We start from the raw sequence: 18,775 nt of genomic DNA, 5'->3' as shown, positions 1-18,775 counted from the left end.
AGCGCCGTGTCCGACGCCGCCGAGCTGCCGCTGATCGGGGCCGCCGTCACGCGCGCCCGCGCCGCCTCCCGGGTGCTGCGCACGCTGCCCACCGACGTCAAGGACGCCGCACTGTCCGCGATGGCCGACGCGCTGGTCGAGCGCACCGACGAGGTGCTCGCCGCCAACGCGCTCGACGTCGAGGCCGCGGCCGCCGACGGCACGCCGGCGTCGGTGCTCGACCGGCTGCGCCTCGACGCCGGCCGCGTCGCCGGGGTGGCCGCGGCGCTGCGCGAGCTCGTCGCGCTGCCCGACCCGGTGGGCGACGTCGTCCGCGGCTCCCGGCTGCCCAACGGGCTGGAGCTGCGCCAGGTCCGGGTGCCCTTCGGTGTGATCGGGATCGTCTACGAGGCGCGGCCCAACGTCACCGTCGACGCCGCGGGCCTGTGCCTCAAGAGCGGCAACGCGGCGCTGCTGCGCGGCTCGGCATCGGCCTTCCGCACCAACACCGCGCTGGTCGCCGTCCTGTCCGAGGCCGGTCAGAAGGCCGGGCTGCCCGAGGGCGCCGTCGAGCTGCTGCCGGCCGACCGCGCCTCGGTGGGCGAACTGCTCTCCGCGCGCGGCCTGGTCGACCTCGTCATCCCGCGCGGCGGCGCCTCGCTCATCCAGCGGGTGGTCCGCGAGGCGCAGGTCCCGGTCATCGAGACCGGCGTCGGCAACTGCCACGTCTACGTCGACGCCTCCGCCGACGCCGCGATGGCCGAGGCCGTCGTGCTGAACTCCAAGACCCACCGGGTCAGCGTCTGCAACTCCGCGGAGACCCTGCTGGTGCACCGCGACGCGCCGTTCCTGCCGCGGCTGCTGGCCGCGCTCGCCGACGCCGGTGTGACGCTGCACGGCGACGACGCTGCCCGGGCGGCGCACGACGCCGTCGTCCCGGCCACCGACGAGGACTGGGCCACCGAGTACCTGTCGATGGACATGGCCGTGCGGGTGGTCGACGACCTGCCGCAGGCCCTCGACCACATCGCGCGGTGGGGCAGCGGGCACAGCGAGGCGATCGTCGCCGACTCCGCGACCGCGATCGCCGCGTTCACCGCCGGGGTCGACGCGGCCGCCGTCCTGGTCAACGCCTCCACCCGGTTCACCGACGGCGGCGAGTTCGGGTTCGGCGCCGAGATCGGCATCTCCACGCAGAAGCTGCACGCGCGCGGGCCGCTGGGCCTGCCCGAGCTGACCAGCACCACCTACGTCGTCACCGGGAACGGCCACACGCGCTGACCCCGGCACCCCCGAGCTCCCCCACCCCACCGCCCCAGCCAGGAGCGCCCATGCCCCGCCCTCCGACGCAACTGCCGCAGTTCTCCTCCGTCAGCGACGTCGGGAAGCGGCTGTCGTCGGCGGGCTACCTGCCCGACGAGCGGATCGCGACGACGGTCTTCCTCGCCGACCGGCTGGGCAAGCCGCTCCTGGTCGAGGGGCCGGCCGGCACCGGCAAGACCGAGCTGGCCAAGGCGCTGGCCGCGGCGACCGGCTCGGAGCTGATCCGGCTGCAGTGCTACGAGGGCCTCGACGAGGCGCGGGCGCTCTACGAGTGGAACTACAAGAAGCAGCTGCTGCGCATCCAGGCGGCGCAGGGCGGCGGGCCCTCGGGTGGCGGCGCCGACTGGGACACCGTCCACGACGACATCTTCGGCGAGGAGTTCCTGCTCTCCCGTCCGCTGCTGGCCGCGATCCGGCGCACCGAGCCCACCGTGCTGCTCATCGACGAGACCGACAAGGCCGACGTCGAGGTCGAGGGCCTGCTGCTCGAGGTGCTCAGCGACTTCCAGGTGACCATCCCCGAGCTCGGCACCGTCACGGCCACCCGCCGGCCCACCGTGGTGCTCACCTCCAACGCCACGCGTGAGCTGTCCGAGGCGCTCAAGCGGCGCTGCCTGTACCTGTCGCTGGACTACCCGTCGGCCGAGCGGGAGCGGGAGATCGTGCTCTCCCGGGTGCCCGACCTCGCGCCCGCGCTGGCCGAGCAGCTGGTGCGCACCATCCGGGCGCTGCGGGCGATGGAGCTGAAGAAGTCGCCGTCGATCTCGGAGACCCTCGACTGGGCGCAGACCCTGCTCGAGCTGGGCCTCGACACCCTCGACGAGACGGCGGTCCGCGCGACGCTCGGCGTGGTGCTCAAGCACGCCAGCGACCAGGACCGGGCCGCCGCCGAGCTGCGGCTCAACTGATGAGCACGCCGTCGGTCGGCCCGGCCGCCCCGGGCGGCCTGGCCGGGCACCTCGACGGGTTCGTGCGCGCGGTGCGCGACGCCGGCATCCCGGTGGGGATCAGCCAGGCCGTCGACGCCGCCGAGATCCTCACCGTCGTCGACCTGCTCGAGCGCGAGCAGCTGCGGCACGGCCTGGCGGCGGTGCTGCTGCAGCGGGCGTCGCAGCGGCCGGCCTACGACGTGCTGTTCGACCTGTGGTGGCCGCTGTCCGACCGCCCCGGCTCCGGTGCCGACGCCGGCGGGGACCTCGACGGTGACACCGCCGAGGACGCCGACGACGGCTCGACGCTCGACCTGCCCGACGGGCACGGCGACGGCGACGAGCGCGACATCGCCGAGCGGATGCGCGCCGAGCTGGCCCGGCTGCTCGCCGACGGCGACGACGAGGCGCTGCGCCGCTTCGCCCGGAAGGCGGTGGAGCAGCTCGGCCGGGCGCCGGCGTCGCCGTCGGGGCAGTCCTTCTTCGGCTACCGGGTGATGCGGGCGCTCTCGCCGGACACGTTGGTCGCCCAGCTGCTCGCCGGGTTGCTCGGCGACGGCGGCCGCGGCGGCCTCGCCGAGCAGGTGGCGCGGCAGACGGTGCGCGAGCGGCTGGAGGCGTTCCGGGCCGCCGTCGACGCCGAGGTGCGCCGGCGGGCGGCGGCCGAGCGCGGCCGGGAGCGCGTGGCGAAGAGCGCGGTGCGGCCGCTGGCCGAGCAGGTCGACTTCCTCCGCGCGCAGCAGGCCGACCTCGCCGAGCTGCGGCGGGCGGTGGCCCCGCTGGCCCGCCGGCTGGCGGTGCGGCTGTCGGCGCGGCGCCGGATGGGCCGCGAGGGCCGGCTGGACTTCCGCAAGACGGTGCGCGCCTCGCTCGGCACCGGCGGCGTCCCGGTGGTCACCCACCACCGGCCGCGCAAGGTGCACAAGCCGGAGCTGGTCGTGCTCTGCGACGTGAGCGGGTCGGTGGCCGGGTTCAGCCACTTCACGCTGATGCTCACCCAGGCGCTGCGCGAGCACTTCTCCGGCGTGCGGGCGTTCGCGTTCGTCGACGCCACCGACGAGGTCACCCGCTTCTTCCGCCCCGGCGCCGACGTCACGGGGGCGATCGCGCGGATCGGCCGGGAGGCCGACGTCGTGGCCTTCGACGGGCACAGCGACTACGGCAACGCCCTCGAGGTCTTCGCCGACCGGTGGCCCACCGCCGTCGGGCCGAAGACGTCGCTGCTGGTGCTCGGCGACGGGCGGACGAACTACCGCCAGCCGGGCCTGCCGGTGCTCGCCGACCTGGTGCGCCGGGCCCGCTCGGCGCACTGGCTCAACCCCGAGCCGCGGCGGCTGTGGGGGAGCGGGGACTCGGCCGCCGACCGCTACGGCGAGGTCATCGACATGGTCGAGTGCCGCAACGCCACCCAGCTCGCGGACTTCGTCACCACCCTCTGACCCCGTGACCGCCGCGGCGCGCTCCGTGGCGGCACGCGCGTCCGACACGCCCGGGGTCGCAGATCGGCGCCCTGGCCGTAACCGGATCGCGCTCGTTCCGTTGGTCAGCGCGGTGCCGGGTCCGGTCCGGCGCCACCTCGGCTCCTCCGCCCCGGCGGCGGGCCGGGGGAGCGACCGACGGCACGGGGGTGCCGGTCGTGACCGGACCCCGGCCCCGGCGGCCGGGTGCGGCGACGACCGCGCCCGGCCGTCCGGGGCGGGGGCCCTCCGGCGGGTGCCGCCGCGGGGCCGGACCGGTCCGGCCCGGATCGCCGCGCCCGGCTAGGCTCGATCGGTGGCCGGGACGCGGATCGGGGTGATGGGTGGGACGTTCGACCCCATCCACCACGGCCACCTGGTGGCCGCCAGCGAGGTCGCCGGCCTCTTCGGTCTCGACGAGGTCGTCTTCGTCCCCACCGGCCAGCCCTGGCAGAAGACCGAGCGCGAGGTCAGTCCCGCCGAGGACCGCTACCTTATGACCGTCATCGCCACCGCCTCCAACCCGCGGTTCTCCGTCAGCCGGGTCGACGTCGACCGCGAGGGGCCGACGTACACCATCGACACCCTCTCCGACCTGCACGCCCAGCGCCCCGACGCCGAGCTGTTCTTCATCACCGGCGCCGACGCGCTGGCCCAGATCCTCAGCTGGCGCGACAGCGACCGCTTCCTCCGCCTGGCGCACTTCGTCGGGGTGACCCGGCCCGGGTACGCGCTCGCCGACGGCCACCTGCCCGAGGGTGCGGTGAGCCTCGTCGAGATCCCGGCCCTGGCCATCAGCTCCACCGACTGCCGCGACCGCGTCGCCCGTGGCATGCCGGTCTGGTACCTCGTGCCCGACGGGGTGGTCCAGTACATCGAGAAGCGCGGGCTGTACCGGACCGGGCAGACCGTCCGCCGTCCCGGCGCCCCGCGCACCGGCCGGCCCGCCGCCGGCCCCGCCGACCCACCCACTGACCACCTCCGGGAGGTGCCCCGATGACCGCCTCCGCCGAGGCGCGGGAGACCGCACTGCTCGCGGCCCAGGCCGCCGCCGACAAGCTCGCCACCGACGTCTCGATCGTCGACGTCAGCGACCGGCTGGCCATCACCGACGCCTTCGTGCTCGCCTCCGCGCCCAACGAGCGCCAGGTGCAGTCGATCGTCGACGAGGTCGAGGAGCGGCTGCGCCGCCACGGCGTGAAGCCGGTGCGCCGCGAGGGCGTCGCCGAGGCGCGCTGGGTGCTGCTGGACTTCGTCGACGTCGTGGTGCACGTCCAGCACACCGAGGAGCGGGCGTACTACGCGCTCGAGCGGCTGTGGAAGGACTGCCCGACCATCCCCTTCGTCGACCGGGCGCTGCCCGCCGACGGCGGCACCGCCGGTGGTGGTGTGGTCTCCGGCGACGACGTCGACCCGGCCGGCAGCTCGCCCGTGCTCCTCGCACCCGACCCGGACGCCGGGACGGACGCCGACGGCGCGACCGACGAGGACCTCCTCGACGACGACCTGCTGGAGGCCGACCCGCTGCTGGACGGGGAGTCCGGCGGCGACGGCGCGACCGGGGCCCCGGAGGCGTCCGGCCGGTGACGGCCACCCACTCCCGATGACGCCGCCCGAGCCGCCGGCCCTGCCCGTCCCGCGCCTGGTCGTCTGGCGCCACGGCCGGACCGAGTGGAACGCCACGGGCCGCTTCCAGGGGCAGATGGACCCGCCGCTCGACGCCGAGGGGCGCGCGCAGGCCGCCCGTACCGCGCCGCACCTGGTGGCCGGCGGGCTGCGCGCTGGGTCGGTCGTCGTCGTCTCCAGCGACCTCGTGCGCGCTTCCGACACCGCCCTGGCCCTCACCGGCCTGCTCGGTGTGGACCTGCGGATCGACGAACGGCTGCGCGAGCACGGGCTGGGCTGCTGGGAGGGCCTGACCCGCGACGAGGTGGCGGAGCGGTACCCCGAGCAGTTCGCCGACTGGCTCGCCGGCCGGCCGGTGCACGGCCGCGGCGGGGAGGAGAACGCGGCGGTCGTCGCCCGGGCGCTCGCCGCGCTCGCCGACCTCCCGCCCGTCGAGGTCGCCGTCGTCGTCACCCACGGTGGCACGGCCGGACGGCTGATCGAGGCGCTGCTGAGGCTCGGCCCCGAGCACCGCCGGGTCTTCGGCCCGCTGTCGAACTGCGGCTGGAGCGAGGTCGTGCGGCAGGGCGACCGCTGGCGGCTGATGCGCCACAACAGCACGGTGGCCGCCGTGCCCGCGGCCGACGGCGACGGCCGTGCTCCCCGGCCCGCCGACGGCGCTACCCCCGAGGGCGCACCGCCGCCCGCTTCGGACGCCGACGCGCTGTCCTGAGGACACCCGCCGGACGCCCGGCGGATCCCTCCGCGACACGCCCGCGTCGGCGGGCGGTCTAGCCTCGCCTGGTGTCCGTCGCCGTGGTCACCGACTCCACGGCCTACCTGCCCCCGGACGTCGTCACCCGGTACGGCATCGAGGTGGTGCCCTGCTACGTCGTCCTGGCCGGCCGGTCGGGACGCGAGGGCGAGGAGATCACCCCCGAGGACGTCGCCCGGGCGCTCGGCACCCGCGGGCAGCGGGTGTCCACGTCGCGGCCCACGCCCGGGGACTTCGTCGCCGCCTACCGCCGCCGGCTGGCCGACGGCGCCGACCGGGTGGTGTCCGTGCACCTGTCCGCGGACCTCTCGGGCACCTGGGACGCCGCGCGGCTGGCCGCCGGGCAGGTCGGCGAGCACGTGGTGACCGTCGTCGACACCCGCTCCACCGCCATGGGAACCGGCTTCGCCGTCCTCGCGGCCGCGCGAGCGGCCGCCGAGGGGGCCACCGCCGAGGAGGTTGCCGCGGTCGCCAACGGCACCGCTGCCCGCACCCGCACGCTGTTCGTCGTCGACACCCTCGAGCACCTGCGCCGCGGCGGGCGCATCGGCCCCGCCGCCTCGCTGCTCGGCACCGCCCTGTCGATCAAGCCGCTGCTGCACGTCGTCGACGGCAAGGTGGTGCCGCTCGAGCGGGTCCGCACGACCGGGCGGGCGATGACCCGCCTGGTGCAGCGCGCCGTGGAGGCGGCCGGCGGGCCCGGCGCGTCCGTCGCCGTGCACCACCTGGCCGCCGCCGAGCGCGCGGAGAAGCTGGCCGGGCAGCTGCGGGACGCCCTCCCCGGGATCCGCGAGATGCACGTCAGCGAGCTGGGCGCGGTGATCGGCGCGCACGTGGGACCCGGGGCGGTGGGCGTCGTCGTGGCGCCGGCCGACGTGGCGCCGGCCGACGTGGCGCCGGCCGACGTGGCGCCGGCCGACGTGGCGCCGGCCGAGGCGGCGACGGCCCACGTGGCGCCGGCCGAGGCGGCGACGGAGCGAGCGGAGGACGCCCGGGAGGCTCCCGGGGAGGACTGAGCGGAGGGCGGGCACGGGCGCAGGGTGCACCCGGGGACCTCTGGAGCGGCTCCGCGCGTCCACAGGCCGCTCGGTGTCCACAGCCCCGCCGGGACCGGTTCGCTGGCCGGGCTGCGTACCTAGCGTCCGCCGCGTGCGCCTGACCTCCCGCCGCGACGACGACGCCGACGTCATCCGCGCCCGCCTCCGGGTGCTGCTGGCGGAGGGCCGGCGGTCGGGCTGGCTGCCCGATGACCCCGACGACCTCGACGACCCGGACGACGTCTCCGACGGGGACCGCTGGGACGAGGAGCCCGAGGAGGATCCCGAGCGGGCCGCCGCGGCCGCCCCCGACGACGACCCCTCCGACGGGCTGCCTCCCGGCCTCGGCCGCCACCGCGCACCGGCGCGGACGGTCCGCGTCGACCCCGGGCGGCGCGGCAGCCGGGCGCTGTGGGCCGCCGGGCTGCTGGCCGCCATGGCGCTCGCCGGCTGGACGTGGCTCGACCGGCCGGCCGTCGAGCTCGCGCCGCCGACGGCGTCGGCCGCGCCCTCGTCCGCGCCTTCGTCCCCGTCGCCCTCGTCCCCGTCGCCCGCCGCCGGGCCGGGAGGGGAGGCCGCCGACGCGCAGCCCACCGTCGTCGTCTCCGTGGTCGGGCTCGTCGCGCGTCCCGGCCTGGTCACGCTGCCGGCGGGCTCGCGCGTCGCCGATGCGGTCGCCGCCGCCGGTGGCCTGCTCCCGGAGGCCGACCCGGCGTCGGTCAACCTCGCCGCGCTGGTCGCCGACGGGGCGCAGGTGGCCGTCGGCGTGCCGGGCGCCGCGCCCGCGGCCGCGCCGGCCGGCGACACCGCACCCGCCGGTCCCGTCGACCTCAACACCGCCACCGTGGCCGATCTCGACGCGCTGCCCGGCATCGGCCCGGTGCTGGCGCAGCGGATCGTCGACCACCGGCAGAGCGCCGGCCGGTTCAGCAGCGTCGAGCAGCTCGACGACGTCCCGGGCATCGGCCCGGCCATCTACGCCGACCTCGCCGACCGGGTGCGGGTGTGAGCGGGGCGCCGCAGGGCCGCTGGACGTGGGTGGACCTCCGGCTCGTGCCGGTCGCGGTCGCGGTCTGGGCGGTGACGCTGGCCGCCGGGCCGCTGCCGCCGCTCGTGCCGGCACTGGTCGCCGCGGGCGCGGTCCTCACCGCTGGCGTCCTGCTGCGCGCCCGCGACCGGCCGCGGGTCCTGGTGGCGCTGGCCGTCCTCGCCGCGGTGGCCACGGCGGCCGGTGCGGCGACGGTCCGGGGCGCCGCCCGCGCGGCCTCGCCGCTGCTGGAGGTGGCGGGCGAGGGCCCGGTGGCGGTGGTCCTGGAGCTCGACGGCGATCCGCGGCGCGTAGGTGCCACCGCGTCCCCGCGGTTGGCGCTCGACGCGACCGTCCTCGTCCTCGACCACGCCGACCGCCGGGTGCACCTGGACGCGGATGTGGTCGTCTTCGCGCCGGTGGAGGGCTGGGAGAGGCTGCTGCCCGGCCAGCAGGTACGCGCCCGCGCAGCGGTCAGTGCCGCCTCGGCGGTCGACGGGGTGGTCGCCCGGCTGTCGGCGCGCGGGCCGCCGGACACCGTCGGCGCGGTGCCGCCGGTGCAGGAGTGGGCCGGCGGCCTCCGCGACGGCCTGGCCGGCTCGGCCGCCCGCGTGCTCGGCGACCCGGCGGCGGGGCTGTTGCCCGGCCTGGTCGTGGGGGACACCCGGGCGATGGACCCGGTCCTCGCCGAGGACTTCCGCCGGGCCGGGCTGGCCCACCTGACCGCGGTCTCCGGGGCCAACGTGGCGATCGTGCTGGCCGGCGTCCTGGCGCCGCTGCGCCGCCGGGCGGTCGACCGGCGCGTGCAGGCGGTGGTGGCACTGGTCGCGCTCGCCGGCTTCGTGCTGCTGGCCCGGCCGAGCGCGAGCGTCGTCCGGGCCGCGGCGATGGGCGGGGTCGGCCTGCTGGCGCTGGCGTCGGGACGGTCGCGGGTCGCGGTGCCGGCGCTGGCGGCCGCGGTGACCGTCCTGCTGCTGCTCGACTCCGGGCTGGCCCGCGACGCCGGCTTCGCGCTGTCGGTGGGCGCCACCGCGGCCATCGTGCTGCTCGCGCCGGGCTGGTCCCGCCGGTTGCGCGACCGCGGCTGGCCGGGGCCGGTCGCCGACGCCGTCGCCGTCGCGGGGGCTGCGGGGCTGGCGACCGCACCGCTGGTCGCCGGTCTCTCGGGCCTGGTGAGCCCGGTGTCGCTGCCGGCCAACCTGCTCGCCGCGCCGGCCGTGCCGCCCGCGACGGTGCTCGGCCTCCTCGCGGCGCTCGCCGGTGCGGTCGTGCCGCCGATGGGCGACGCCCTCACCTGGCTCGCCGGCTGGCCCGTGCGGTGGCTGGTCGCCGTCGCCCGGGTGGCCGCCGGGCTCCCCGACGGGGCGGTCGGCTGGCCCGCCGGCGCCCGCGGCGCGCTGCTGCTCACCGTGCTGCTGCTGGCCGCCGGGCTGCTCCTGTGGCGGTTCCGGCGGCTGCGCGCCCTGGCTCTCGCCGCGGCGGTCGGCCTGGTGGTGCTCGGCTGGCCGCTGCGCCAGGCGGCCGACGGCTGGCCACCGGCCGATCCCGTCCTCGTCGCCTGTGACGTCGGTCAGGGCGACGGGCTGGTGGTGCCCACCGGGCCCGGCGAGGGCGTGCTCGTGGACGCCGGCCCCGAGGTCGGGCCGATCGACCGCTGCCTCGACCGGCTCGGCATCGACGCGCTGCCGCTGGTGCTGCTGTCCCACCTCGACGCCGACCACGCCGGCGGGCTGGCCGGTGCGCTCGCGGGCCGGGAGGTCGGCACGGTCGCCACCGGCACGCTGTCGCCGGCCGACGACCGCCTGTCCGCCCTGGACGCGCTCACCGCCCGGACCGGCGCGGACCGGGAGGTGCTCGTCCCCGGTGACGTCCGCACCGTGGGCCACGCGACACTGGAGGTCCTCGCGCCGCCGGCGGAGATCGCGTCGGCGGCCGCAGAGCCCAACGACCTCTCGCTGGTCGTCAGGGTCACCGTGCGCGGGGTGCGTGTGCTGCTCACCGGCGACCTGAGCGCGGCGGCCGAGGCGCGGGTGCTCGACCGCGGGGTCGACCTGCGCGCCGACGTCCTCAAGGTGCCGCACCACGGGAGCGCGGACGCCGACCCGGCGTTCCTCGCCGCGTCGGGTGCCCGGGTGGCGTTGGTCAGCGTGGGCGCGGACAACACCTACGGGCACCCGGCGCCGCGGCTGCTCACCTGGCTGGCCCGCGCCGGCATGCAGGTGCACCGCACCGACCGGGAGGGCGACCTGGCCGTCGTCGGGTCGGCGGGGGAGTGGGGCGTCGCGGCGCGGGGCGCCCCGGGTGCCGGCGCCTCGGCGGCCGAGGCGAACGGGAGCGGGCCGGCCGGGGACGGCGCCGCCCGGCACGCCCCGCCGGGGAGCCGGTCCCGTCGGCACCGCGTGACACCATCGGGACGTGGCAGCGGCACCCCCGGCACCGACCTCCCGCCTGCGGGCCGTCGTCGGCGAGGAGGAGCTGCTGCGCTCCCGCGCCGTGGCCGCGGTGCGCACCGCTGTCCTCGAGCGCCACCCCCAGGCCGAGCTGCACGAGCTGACCGCGCTCGGCCTGCCGGTCGGGCAGCTGGCCGACGTGCTGGCGCCTTCGCTGTTCGGCGAGCACCGCCTGGTCGTGGTGTCCGGCGTGCACGAGGCGGCCGGCGCGCTGGTCGACGCCCTGACCTCCTACTGCAAGGACCCCGACCCGGACCTGACGCTGGTCGTCGTCCACCACGGCGGCAAGCGCAACGACGCCCTCATCAAGGCGCTCACCGCCGCCGGGGCGGCCGTCGACGAGTGCCCCAAGATCTCCTCACCGGGCGACCGGGCGACGTTCGTGCGCAACGAGGTGCGGTCGGCGGGCGGGCGGATCACCCCGGACGCGATCACCGCGCTGGTCGACGCGGTCGGCGGTGACCTGCGGGCGCTGTCGTCGGCGGCCACCCAGCTCGTCGCCGACTTCGGCGGCACCATCGACGCCGACGCCGTCGCCCGCTTCCACCGCGGCCAGGCCGAGGTCACCGGCTTCACCGTGGCCGAGCGGGTGCTCGTGGGCGACCGCACGGGCTCGCTGGAGATGCTGCGCTGGGCGCTGGACCGCGGCGTCGCCCACGTGCTCATCGCCGACGCGATCGCCGACGGCATCCGCACCGCGGCCCGGGTGACCTCGCTGAACACCACGAACACCGGCGACCTCGCCCGCGCGCTCAAGCTGCCGCCGTGGAAGGTGAAGAAGGCGCAGACGCAGGCGCGCGGCTGGAGCATCGACGGGCTGCAGCAGGCGATCGGCGTGGCCGCCGAGCTCAACGCCGACGTGAAGGGCGTCGCCGCCAGCGCCGACTACGCCCTGGAGCGGGCGGTGCGCCGGATCGTCGACATCCGCGCCACGACCGGCCGCGACGCCCGGGCCCGCAGCCGGCGCTGACCGCACCGGCCGCGGACCGGCGCCGACGACCGCGGGCACGGACCCGTCCGGAACGAGGAGCCAGGGCGCGAGGCCCCCGGGACGCGACGAGCCCCGGGACGCGACGAGCCCCGGGACGCGACGAGCCCCGTCCCTCACGGGGACGGGGCTCGTCGCAGGAGCGCTGGGCGCAGCTCAGAGGCTGGTCAGCTGCTTGGCCATGCCCGACTTGCGGTTGGCGGCCTGGTTCTTGTGGATGATGCCCTTGCTGGCGGCCTTGTCGAGGGCCTTGCCGGCCTTCTGCAGGGCGGTCGTCGCGGCCTCGGTGTCGCCGGCAGCGGCGGCCTCGCGGAAGCGGCGGACGGCCGTCTTCAGGGCGGACTTGACGGCGACGTTGCGCTGCCGCGCCTTCTCGTTCGTCTTGTTCCGCTTGATCTGGGACTTGATGTTCGCCACGCGTGAGCCTCGGTGTCTCGCAGGAAGGGAGTCTGTCAGTGCGTCCGGACGGCATGCGTCGGCGGACCGGCCTGCCAGGTTACCAGCGCCGGGACCGGCACCCCAACCCGCGTCGGACCCGGACCGGGGCGGGTGCTCGGCAGGGCGGCGAGGTCGTGGGACGATGGCGGCACTGTGACGACTCCCGCTGCCACCGATCCCGCCCGGATCCGGAACTTCTGCATCATCGCCCACATCGACCACGGCAAGTCGACGCTGGCCGACCGGATGCTCGAGGTGACCGGGATCATCGAGGCGCGGCAGATGCGCGCGCAGTACCTCGACCGGATGGACATCGAGCGCGAGCGCGGCATCACCATCAAGGCGCAGAACGTGCGACTGCCCTGGAAGGTCGGCGACGCCGAGTACGTCCTCGACATGATCGACACCCCGGGCCACGTCGACTTCACCTACGAGGTGTCCCGGTCGCTGGCCGCCTGCGAGGGCGCGGTGCTGCTCGTCGACGCCGCGCAGGGCATCGAGGCGCAGACCCTGGCCAACCTCTACCTGGCCCTGGAGAACGACCTCACCATCATCCCGGTCCTCAACAAGATCGACCTGCCGGCCGCCCAGCCGGAGAAGTACGCCGCCGAGATCGCGCACATCATCGGCTGCGACCCCGAGGACGTGCTGCGGGTCAGCGGCAAGACCGGCGAGGGCGTGCCCGAGCTGCTCGACGCGATCGTCGCCCAGATCCCCGCCCCGGTCGGCGACGCCGAGGCCCCGGCCCGCGCGATGATCTTCGACTCCGTCTACGACATCTACCGCGGCGTCATCACCTACGTCCGCGTCGTCGACGGCCGGATCGCCAGCCGTGAGCGCATCAAGATGATGTCCACCGGGGCCACCCACGAGCTGCTCGAGATCGGCGTCATCTCGCCCGAGCCCAAGCCGGTCGACGGCCTCGGCGTCGGCGAGGTCGGCTACTTCATCACCGGCGTGAAGGACGTGCGCCAGTCCCGCGTCGGCGACACCGTCACGCTGCAGCACAAGCCGGCCGCCGAGCCGATCGGCGGCTACAGCGACCCCAAGCCGATGGTCTACTCCGGGCTCTACCCGATCGACGGCAGCGAGTACCCGCTGCTGCGCGAGGCCCTCGACAAGCTGCTGCTCAACGACGCCGCGCTCACCTACGAGCCGGAGACCTCCGCCGCGCTCGGCTTCGGCTTCCGCGTCGGCTTCCTCGGCCTGCTGCACCTGGAGATCGTGCGCGAGCGGCTCGAGCGCGAGGCCGGCATCAGCCTCATCTCCACCGCCCCCAACGTCGTCTACCGGGTGGTCATGGAGGACGGCACCGAGCACACCGTCACCAACCCCAGCGACTGGCCCGAGGGCAAGATCGACCGCGTCTTCGAGCCGATCGTCAACGCCACGATCATCGCGCCCAGCGACTACACCGGCGCGATCATGGAGCTGTGCCAGAGCCGGCGCGGCCAGCTCGGCGGCATGGACTACCTGAGCGAGTCCCGCGTCGAGCTGCGCTACACGCTGCCCCTCGGCGAGATCATCTTCGACTTCTTCGACGCCCTGAAGTCGCGCACCCGCGGCTACGCCAGCCTCGACTACGCCGAGGCGGGCGAGCAGGAGTCCTCGCTGGTCAAGGTGGACATCCTGCTGCAGGGCGAGGCCGTCGACGCGTTCAGCGCCATCGTCCACAAGGACAAGGCCTACAGCTACGGCGTGATGATGGCCGGGAAGCTGCGCGAGCTCATCCCGCGGCAGCAGTTCGAGGTGCCCATCCAGGCCGCCGTCGGCTCCCGGGTCATCGCCCGCGAGACGGTGCGCGCCATCCGCAAGGACGTCCTCGCCAAGTGCTACGGCGGTGACATCACCCGCAAGCGGAAGCTGCTGGAGAAGCAGAAGGAGGGCAAGAAGCGGATGAAGATGGTTGGCCGCGTCGAGGTCCCCCAGGAGGCGTTCGTCGCCGCGCTGTCCACCAACGAGCCCTCCGCCGCCAAGAAGTGAGCGGCCGGCTCCTCGCCGTCTGCGTCTCCGGCCCCGACCTGCTGCCGCTGCCCGGGCGCCGACCCGACCGCAGCGGCATCGACAAGCGGCCGGTGCCCGGCCGCGTCGCCGTGCACGAGCTGGGGCTCGACGGCGACGTCCAGGTCAACCGGAAGTACCACGGCGGGGAGGGGCAGGCGGTCTACGCCTTCGCCCAGGAGGACGCCGACGTCTGGGCCGCCGAACTCGGCCGCGACCTGCCGCCGGGCCGGTTCGGGGAGAACCTGCGGACGGCGGGCGTCGACCTCACCGCCGCCGAGGTGGGCGAGCGCTGGCGGATCGGGACGGCGCTGGTCGAGGTGACCGCGCCGCGCATCCCGTGCGCCAACTTCGCCCGCTTCTGGGACGTCCCCGACCTGGTCAAGCGCTTCACCGCGCGCGGCGCCACCGGCGCCTACCTCCGTGTGCTCGGGACCGGCGGCGTCGGCGCGGGCGACGAGGTGACCGTCGTCTCCCGGCCCGGCCACGGCGTCACCACCGGCCTCGCGTTCCGCGCGCTGACCACCCAGCGGTACCGCATCGCGCAGCTGGAGCCGGCGCTCGCGTCGTTCCCGGTGAAGGACCGGCCGAAGCTCGCCGAGCGGATCGCGCGCGCCACGGCCGCCGCCGTCCGGAGCTGAGCCGACCGGCGCGCTACCGTGCCCGCGCCGGGCGCACCCGGCACGAACGGGGAGGTCGGGATGGGGATGCGCCGCTCTGCCGCGCTCGGCGCCGCGCTGGGGGCCGGGCTGGTGGTCGCGCTGGCCGGCTGCGGGGGCGGTGAGCCCGAGGAGTCGGCGGGCGACCTGCTGCAGCGCGCCAAGACGACGCTCGACGAGACCAGCAGCCTGCACTTCGTGCTCACCAGCGAGGGCGCCCCGACCACCGGCACCGCGCTGACCGGCGGCGAGGGCGACGTCCTGCGCCCGGCCTCCTTCGAGGGCACCCTGCAGGTCCTGGCCGCCGGCTCCTCGCTGGACCTGGCCGTGGTCTCCGTCGACGGCACCGTCTACGCCCAGCTGCCGTTCACCAGCGGCTACAGCGAGGTCGACCCCGCGCAGTTCGGCTTCGGCGACCCCGGCGCCCTGCTCGACCCCGACACCGGCATCTCCCAGCTGCTCGCCGAGGCCGACTCCGCGCAGCTGGGGGAGGAGCGACGGGTCGACGGCGAGGTGGTGCGCGAGGTGACCGCGCAGCTGCCCGGCGAGCTGGTCGAGCAGGTGCTCACCAGCGAGGACCCGAGCCAGCCGGTCGCCGCACGCTTCTCCGTGGCCACCGACAGCGGCGAGCTGCGCCGCGCCGAGCTGACCGGCCCCTTCTACGCCTCGGGCCAGGACGCGACCTTCACGATCGAGCTGTCCGACTTCGGCGCCGATGTCGAGATCACCGCACCGCCTGCCGGCTGAGCCGCGGGAGGCCGCCCGCCCGGTCCCGGGGCTGCCGCTGGTCGTCCTCGCGACGCTGGCGGTGCTGGTCACCGCGGCCGACACCTACGTCGTCGTCCTGGCCCTGCCCGACATCCTCGTCGGGGTCGGCGTCGGCATCGACGAGCTGCAGCGGGCGACGCCGATCATCGGCGGGTTCCTGCTCGGCTACACGGCCACGCTCCCGCTGCTGGGCCGCCTGGCGGACCTGCGCGGCCGCGTCCCGGTGCTGGCCGGCTGCCTGCTGCTGTTCGCCCTCGGCTCGCTGCTGACCGCGACGGCGGACGGCCTCGGGCTCGCGGTCGCCGGCCGCGGCCTGCAGGGCGTGGGCGCCGGCGGGCTGGTGCCCGCGACGCTCGCGCTGGTCGCCGACCGGTGGCCGCCGGAGCGCCGCGCCGTCCCGCTGGGCGTCGTCGGCGCCGTGCAGGAGGCCGGCGCCGTGCTCGGGCCGCTGGCCGGCGCCGCGGTGCTCGCCGTCGCCGACTGGCGCGCGGTCTTCTGGCTCAACCTGCTGCTGGGGCTGGCGCTGGCCGCCGGGGTCGTGGCCACCGGGGAACGTCGGCCCGACCCGCTGGGGCTGGCGCTGCTCGCCGTGGCCGGGGCCGCGGGAGGCCTGCAGCTCGCCGAGCCCGCCGCGCTGGCCGAGGACGTCACCCTCGGGCTCGCCTGGGTGCCGCTGCTCGACGGCGTCCCCGCGACGACGCCGCTGGTCCTCGCCGCCGTCGTCGCCGGGGCCGCGCTGGTGGCCCGCAGCCTCGCCGCGCCCGACGGCGCCGTGCTGCCGCTGCGCGGGGTGCCCCGGCTGGTGCGCGAGGTCGACGTCGGCGGCTCCCTGCTGGCCGTCGTCGCGCTCGGGGCCCTGGTGTGGTCCTTCGCCGCGGCCGACCCCGCCACCGAGATCGTCGCCCACGGGCCGGTGCTGCTGCCGGTGGCCGCGGCCGCCGCCGTCGCGTTCTGGCTGCACGAGCGGCGCACACCCGACCCGGTGCTGCCCCTGGGGGCGCTGCGCCCGGCCGGCGCGTGGGGTGCGCTGCTGGTGAACCTGCTGGCCGGGGTGGCGCTGGTGGCCGCGCTGGTCGACGTCCCGCTGTTCGCCCGGGCCACCACCACGCCCGGCGACCAGCTCGGCGCGGCGCTGGTGCTGCTGCGGCTGCTGGTCGCCGTCCCGGTGGGCGCGGTGGCCGGCGGGTGGCTGTGCCGCCGGGTGGCGCCCCGGCTGGTCGCCGCGGCCGGCATGGCGCTGGCCGCGCTGGCGCTGTGGGCGATGACCGGGTGGGGCGAGACCTCCCTCGACGGCGCCTGGTCGACCGTCGTGCTGCTGGCGGCGGGCCTCGGCTTCGGCCTGGCGATCGCGCCGGTCAACGCGGTGCTGCTCGCCGTCACCGGACCGGAGGTCCACGGCAGCGCCAGCGCGCTCGCCGTCGTCGCCCGGACCGTGGGGATGCTCGTCGGGCTGTCGCTGCTCACCGCCGTCGCGCTGCGCCGGTTCACCGCGGAGGTGGAGGCGATCGGCTCACCGCTGACCGTCTGCCCGGACACCCCGGCCGACTGCCCGGCGTACGACGCGGCCGCGAACGCCGCCGTCCTCACCCAGCTGCACACGGTCTTCGCCGGCGCCGCGGTCGCCGCCGGGCTGGCGGCGCTCGCGGCGCTGGTGCTGCTGCGGGAGCGCCCCGTCAGAGCGTGAAGACGATCTTCCCGGCGGTGCGGCCCTCGAGCATGCGGGCGAACCCCTCGCGGGCCTCGGCCAGCGGCAGCTCGACGTCGATGACCGGGCGGACGCCGGTGACCGCGCACATCCGCATCAGCGACTCCAGCTCGTCGCGGGTGCCCATGGTGGAGCCGACCACCGACAGCTGCGTGAAGAACACCCGGTTGAGCTCGGCGCCGGGGTCGAAGCCGGTGGTCGCGCCGGAGGTCACGATGACGCCACCAGGCCTCAGCGACTTGACGCTGTGGCTCCAGGTCGCCTTGCCGACGGTCTCCATGACGCCGTCGACCCGCTCGGGCAGCCGGGCGCCGGTCTCGAAGGCCTGCTCGGCGCCGAGCTCCAGCGCGGCGGCCCGCTTCTCCTCGCTGCGCCCGGTGACCCACATCCGGTAGCCGGCGGCCCGGCCGAGCACGACCAGCGCGGTGGCGACGCCGCCGCTCGCCCCCTGCACGAGCACGGTCTGGCCGGGGCGCAGGCCGGAGCGGACGAACAGCATCCGGTAGGCGGTCAGCCAGGCGGTGGGCAGGCAGGCCGCCTCGGCGAAGGACAGCTCCGCGGGCTTCGGCAGCACGTTGCGCCGGGGGACGGCGACCCGCTCGGCCATCGTCCCCTGGTGGACCTCGGAGAACAGCGAGCGCTTCGGGTCCATCGTCTCGTCACCGGTCCACCCGGGGCTGGCGATGACGCCGTGGACGACGACCTCGTTGCCGTCCTCGTCCAGGCCGGCCGCGTCGGTGCCGAGGACCATCGGCATCCGCTCCTGCGGCAGGCCGATGCCGCGCAGGCTGAACAGGTCGTGGTGGTTGAGCGAGACGGCCTTGACCTGCACCGTCGTCCAGCCGTCGGGGACCTCGGGCTCGGGGCGGTCGCCGACCTCCAGGACGGAGAGCGGGTCGTCGGACGAGGGCGAGGACACGAAGACGGCGCGCATGACCGGACGTTAGGACACCCCCGTCCGGCGGGCGACACCGCGCCCGCCGGACGGAGCGCTCACGCGGTCAGTGCGGTGCCGCGCAGTTCGACAGAGCCGTCCGGATGTCGCCCGGCACGTCCGCCAGGGTGGCCGTGGTGTCGATCCCCAGGGCCGGGACGTCGAGCCGGATCGAGCCGGTGAGCACGGCCTGGCGGATGAGCACGCGGAGGTCGCACTGCGTCGGGAACGGAGGTTCCGGCTGCTCGGTGGCCCGTCCCTCCCCACGCCACTCGACGTCCACGGTCACCGTTCCGGTGGCCTCCGGCAGCCCATCCCCACCGCAGGTCACGGTGACGGTCCCGGACGTCCTGACCGAGCCGAGCCCGCGGAAGTCCGCGGGGAGCCGCTCCTCCGTGAGGCACTCGTAGGCGCCGGCGAAGACCTCGGGGACCGCGAAGGCGGCCTCCCCGTCGGGCGCCCACGCGCTCAGGAACACCCCGGCGTCCCCGACGAGCGGGAAGGCGTTGGCCGACCCCGTCGTCGTGTTCCCGGGCGGTGCCGCCGTCGCCGTGCCGGTCAGCGTGCCCAGGGTCCCCGCAGCCAGCAGCAGGGTCAGTGCCGCGGCCGTCCTCGTCCTCATCCCGTCCTCCTCGGCGCCGCCCGGGCCCTCCGGGTCCGGCGCGGGCGGCAGGGTGGCAGCGGCGCGCGGCGGGCGGAA

At 76.4% G+C, this 18,775-nt stretch carries 16 protein-coding genes and 1 pseudogene; 14 read left to right on the top strand and 3 right to left on the bottom strand.

What is annotated here, in order from left to right; all coding sequences use genetic code 11:
- Positions 1-6 precede the first annotated feature (6 nt).
- From ACI79X_RS06280 to holA, 10 genes and pseudogenes are all read left to right on the top strand, one after another.
- A complete protein-coding gene (locus ACI79X_RS06280; RefSeq protein WP_457024563.1) occupies positions 7-1,260 on the top strand; it encodes a glutamate-5-semialdehyde dehydrogenase in 1,254 nt (417 codons plus the stop codon).
- Between the two features lie 50 nt (positions 1,261-1,310).
- Complete coding sequence (locus ACI79X_RS06275; protein WP_457024562.1) at positions 1,311-2,210, top strand: AAA family ATPase; 900 nt, start codon at positions 1,311-1,313, stop codon at positions 2,208-2,210.
- The gene (locus ACI79X_RS06270) at positions 2,210-3,670 is read left to right on the top strand and encodes a vWA domain-containing protein (RefSeq protein ID WP_457024561.1); all 1,461 of its coding nucleotides are present in this window, start codon (positions 2,210-2,212) and stop codon (positions 3,668-3,670) included. Before ACI79X_RS06275 ends, ACI79X_RS06270 begins: the two co-directional genes overlap by 1 nt.
- A gap of 334 nt (positions 3,671-4,004) precedes the next feature.
- The gene (nadD, locus tag ACI79X_RS06265; RefSeq protein WP_457024560.1) at positions 4,005-4,688 is read left to right on the top strand and encodes a nicotinate-nucleotide adenylyltransferase; all 684 of its coding nucleotides are present in this window, start codon (positions 4,005-4,007) and stop codon (positions 4,686-4,688) included.
- Positions 4,685-5,275: a ribosome silencing factor gene (rsfS, locus tag ACI79X_RS06260; protein WP_457024559.1), complete on the top strand. Its 591-nt coding sequence runs from the start codon at positions 4,685-4,687 to the stop codon at positions 5,273-5,275. Before nadD ends, rsfS begins: the two co-directional genes overlap by 4 nt.
- Positions 5,276-5,291: 16 nt before the next feature.
- On the top strand, positions 5,292-6,026 hold the full coding sequence (locus ACI79X_RS06255; RefSeq protein ID WP_457024558.1) for a histidine phosphatase family protein: 735 nt from the start codon (positions 5,292-5,294) through the stop codon (positions 6,024-6,026).
- A 71-nt stretch (positions 6,027-6,097) separates the two neighbouring features.
- On the top strand, positions 6,098-7,084 hold the full coding sequence (locus ACI79X_RS06250; RefSeq protein WP_457024557.1) for a DegV family protein: 987 nt from the start codon (positions 6,098-6,100) through the stop codon (positions 7,082-7,084).
- A gap of 133 nt (positions 7,085-7,217) precedes the next feature.
- Complete coding sequence (locus tag ACI79X_RS06245) at positions 7,218-8,114, top strand: ComEA family DNA-binding protein (RefSeq protein ID WP_457024556.1); 897 nt, start codon at positions 7,218-7,220, stop codon at positions 8,112-8,114.
- Positions 8,111-10,216 (top strand): annotated as a pseudogene (locus ACI79X_RS06240) (ComEC/Rec2 family competence protein); the annotation flags it as partial. The gene ACI79X_RS06245 and the pseudogene ACI79X_RS06240, both read left to right, overlap by 4 nt.
- A 331-nt stretch (positions 10,217-10,547) precedes the next feature.
- Positions 10,548-11,552: a DNA polymerase III subunit delta gene (gene holA, locus ACI79X_RS06235; RefSeq protein ID WP_457024555.1), complete on the top strand. Its 1,005-nt coding sequence runs from the start codon at positions 10,548-10,550 to the stop codon at positions 11,550-11,552.
- Between the two features lie 174 nt (positions 11,553-11,726).
- Here the strand turns inward: holA and rpsT are convergent, their stop codons facing one another.
- Positions 11,727-11,987 carry a 30S ribosomal protein S20 gene (gene rpsT / locus ACI79X_RS06230; protein ID WP_073419169.1) on the bottom strand — a complete coding sequence of 87 codons (261 nt, stop codon included), beginning with the start codon at positions 11,985-11,987 and terminating at the stop codon, positions 11,727-11,729.
- Positions 11,988-12,161: 174 nt separating this feature from the next.
- On the opposite strand from rpsT, the gene lepA reads away from it, so the two are divergent.
- The 4 genes from lepA (at position 12,162) to ACI79X_RS06210 (ending at position 17,120) form a co-directional block, all read left to right on the top strand.
- Positions 12,162-13,991 carry a translation elongation factor 4 gene (lepA, locus tag ACI79X_RS06225; protein ID WP_457024554.1) on the top strand — a complete coding sequence of 610 codons (1,830 nt, stop codon included), beginning with the start codon at positions 12,162-12,164 and terminating at the stop codon, positions 13,989-13,991.
- On the top strand, positions 13,988-14,650 hold the full coding sequence (locus tag ACI79X_RS06220) for an MOSC domain-containing protein (protein ID WP_457024553.1): 663 nt from the start codon (positions 13,988-13,990) through the stop codon (positions 14,648-14,650). The genes lepA and ACI79X_RS06220 overlap by 4 nt, the downstream gene beginning before the upstream one ends.
- Before the next feature lie 66 nt (positions 14,651-14,716).
- Positions 14,717-15,415: an LppX_LprAFG lipoprotein gene (locus tag ACI79X_RS06215; RefSeq protein ID WP_457024552.1), complete on the top strand. Its 699-nt coding sequence runs from the start codon at positions 14,717-14,719 to the stop codon at positions 15,413-15,415.
- Entirely contained in the window at positions 15,384-17,120 is a 1,737-nt protein-coding gene (locus ACI79X_RS06210) for an MFS transporter (protein WP_457024551.1), read from the top strand. Before ACI79X_RS06215 ends, ACI79X_RS06210 begins: the two co-directional genes overlap by 32 nt.
- Here ACI79X_RS06210 and ACI79X_RS06205 read toward each other — a convergent pair.
- The gene (locus ACI79X_RS06205) at positions 17,110-18,075 is read right to left on the bottom strand and encodes a zinc-binding dehydrogenase (RefSeq protein ID WP_457024550.1); all 966 of its coding nucleotides are present in this window, start codon (positions 18,073-18,075) and stop codon (positions 17,110-17,112) included. The genes ACI79X_RS06210 and ACI79X_RS06205 overlap by 11 nt on opposite strands.
- Positions 18,076-18,142: 67 nt before the next feature.
- Positions 18,143-18,697, bottom strand: a complete 555-nt coding sequence (locus tag ACI79X_RS06200; RefSeq protein ID WP_457024549.1) for a hypothetical protein — start codon at positions 18,695-18,697, stop codon at positions 18,143-18,145.
- Positions 18,698-18,775: the final 78 nt, after the last annotated feature.

It is taken from the genome of Geodermatophilus sp. SYSU D01119 (assembly GCF_054049975.1).
The sequence above is the reverse complement of the archived record's forward strand: the minus strand, read 5'-3'. Positions and strand labels throughout refer to the sequence as shown.

What these genes read in the sequence shown, in the direction of transcription:
- ACI79X_RS06275 (WP_457024562.1), top strand. Translation starts at nt 1,311, where the DNA reads ATGCCCCGCCCTCCGACGCAACTGCCGCAGTTCTCCTCCGTCAGCGAC.
- ACI79X_RS06270 (WP_457024561.1), top strand. Translation starts at nt 2,210, where the DNA reads ATGAGCACGCCGTCGGTCGGCCCGGCCGCCCCGGGCGGCCTGGCCGGG.
- rsfS (WP_457024559.1), top strand. Translation starts at nt 4,685, where the DNA reads ATGACCGCCTCCGCCGAGGCGCGGGAGACCGCACTGCTCGCGGCCCAG.
- ACI79X_RS06255 (WP_457024558.1), top strand. Translation starts at nt 5,292, where the DNA reads ATGACGCCGCCCGAGCCGCCGGCCCTGCCCGTCCCGCGCCTGGTCGTC.
- ACI79X_RS06215 (WP_457024552.1), top strand. Translation starts at nt 14,717, where the DNA reads ATGCGCCGCTCTGCCGCGCTCGGCGCCGCGCTGGGGGCCGGGCTGGTG.
- ACI79X_RS06210 (WP_457024551.1), top strand. Translation starts at nt 15,384, where the DNA reads ATGTCGAGATCACCGCACCGCCTGCCGGCTGAGCCGCGGGAGGCCGCC.
- ACI79X_RS06205 (WP_457024550.1), bottom strand. Translation starts at nt 18,075, where the DNA reads ATGCGCGCCGTCTTCGTGTCCTCGCCCTCGTCCGACGACCCGCTCTCC.
- ACI79X_RS06200 (WP_457024549.1), bottom strand. Translation starts at nt 18,697, where the DNA reads ATGAGGACGAGGACGGCCGCGGCACTGACCCTGCTGCTGGCTGCGGGG.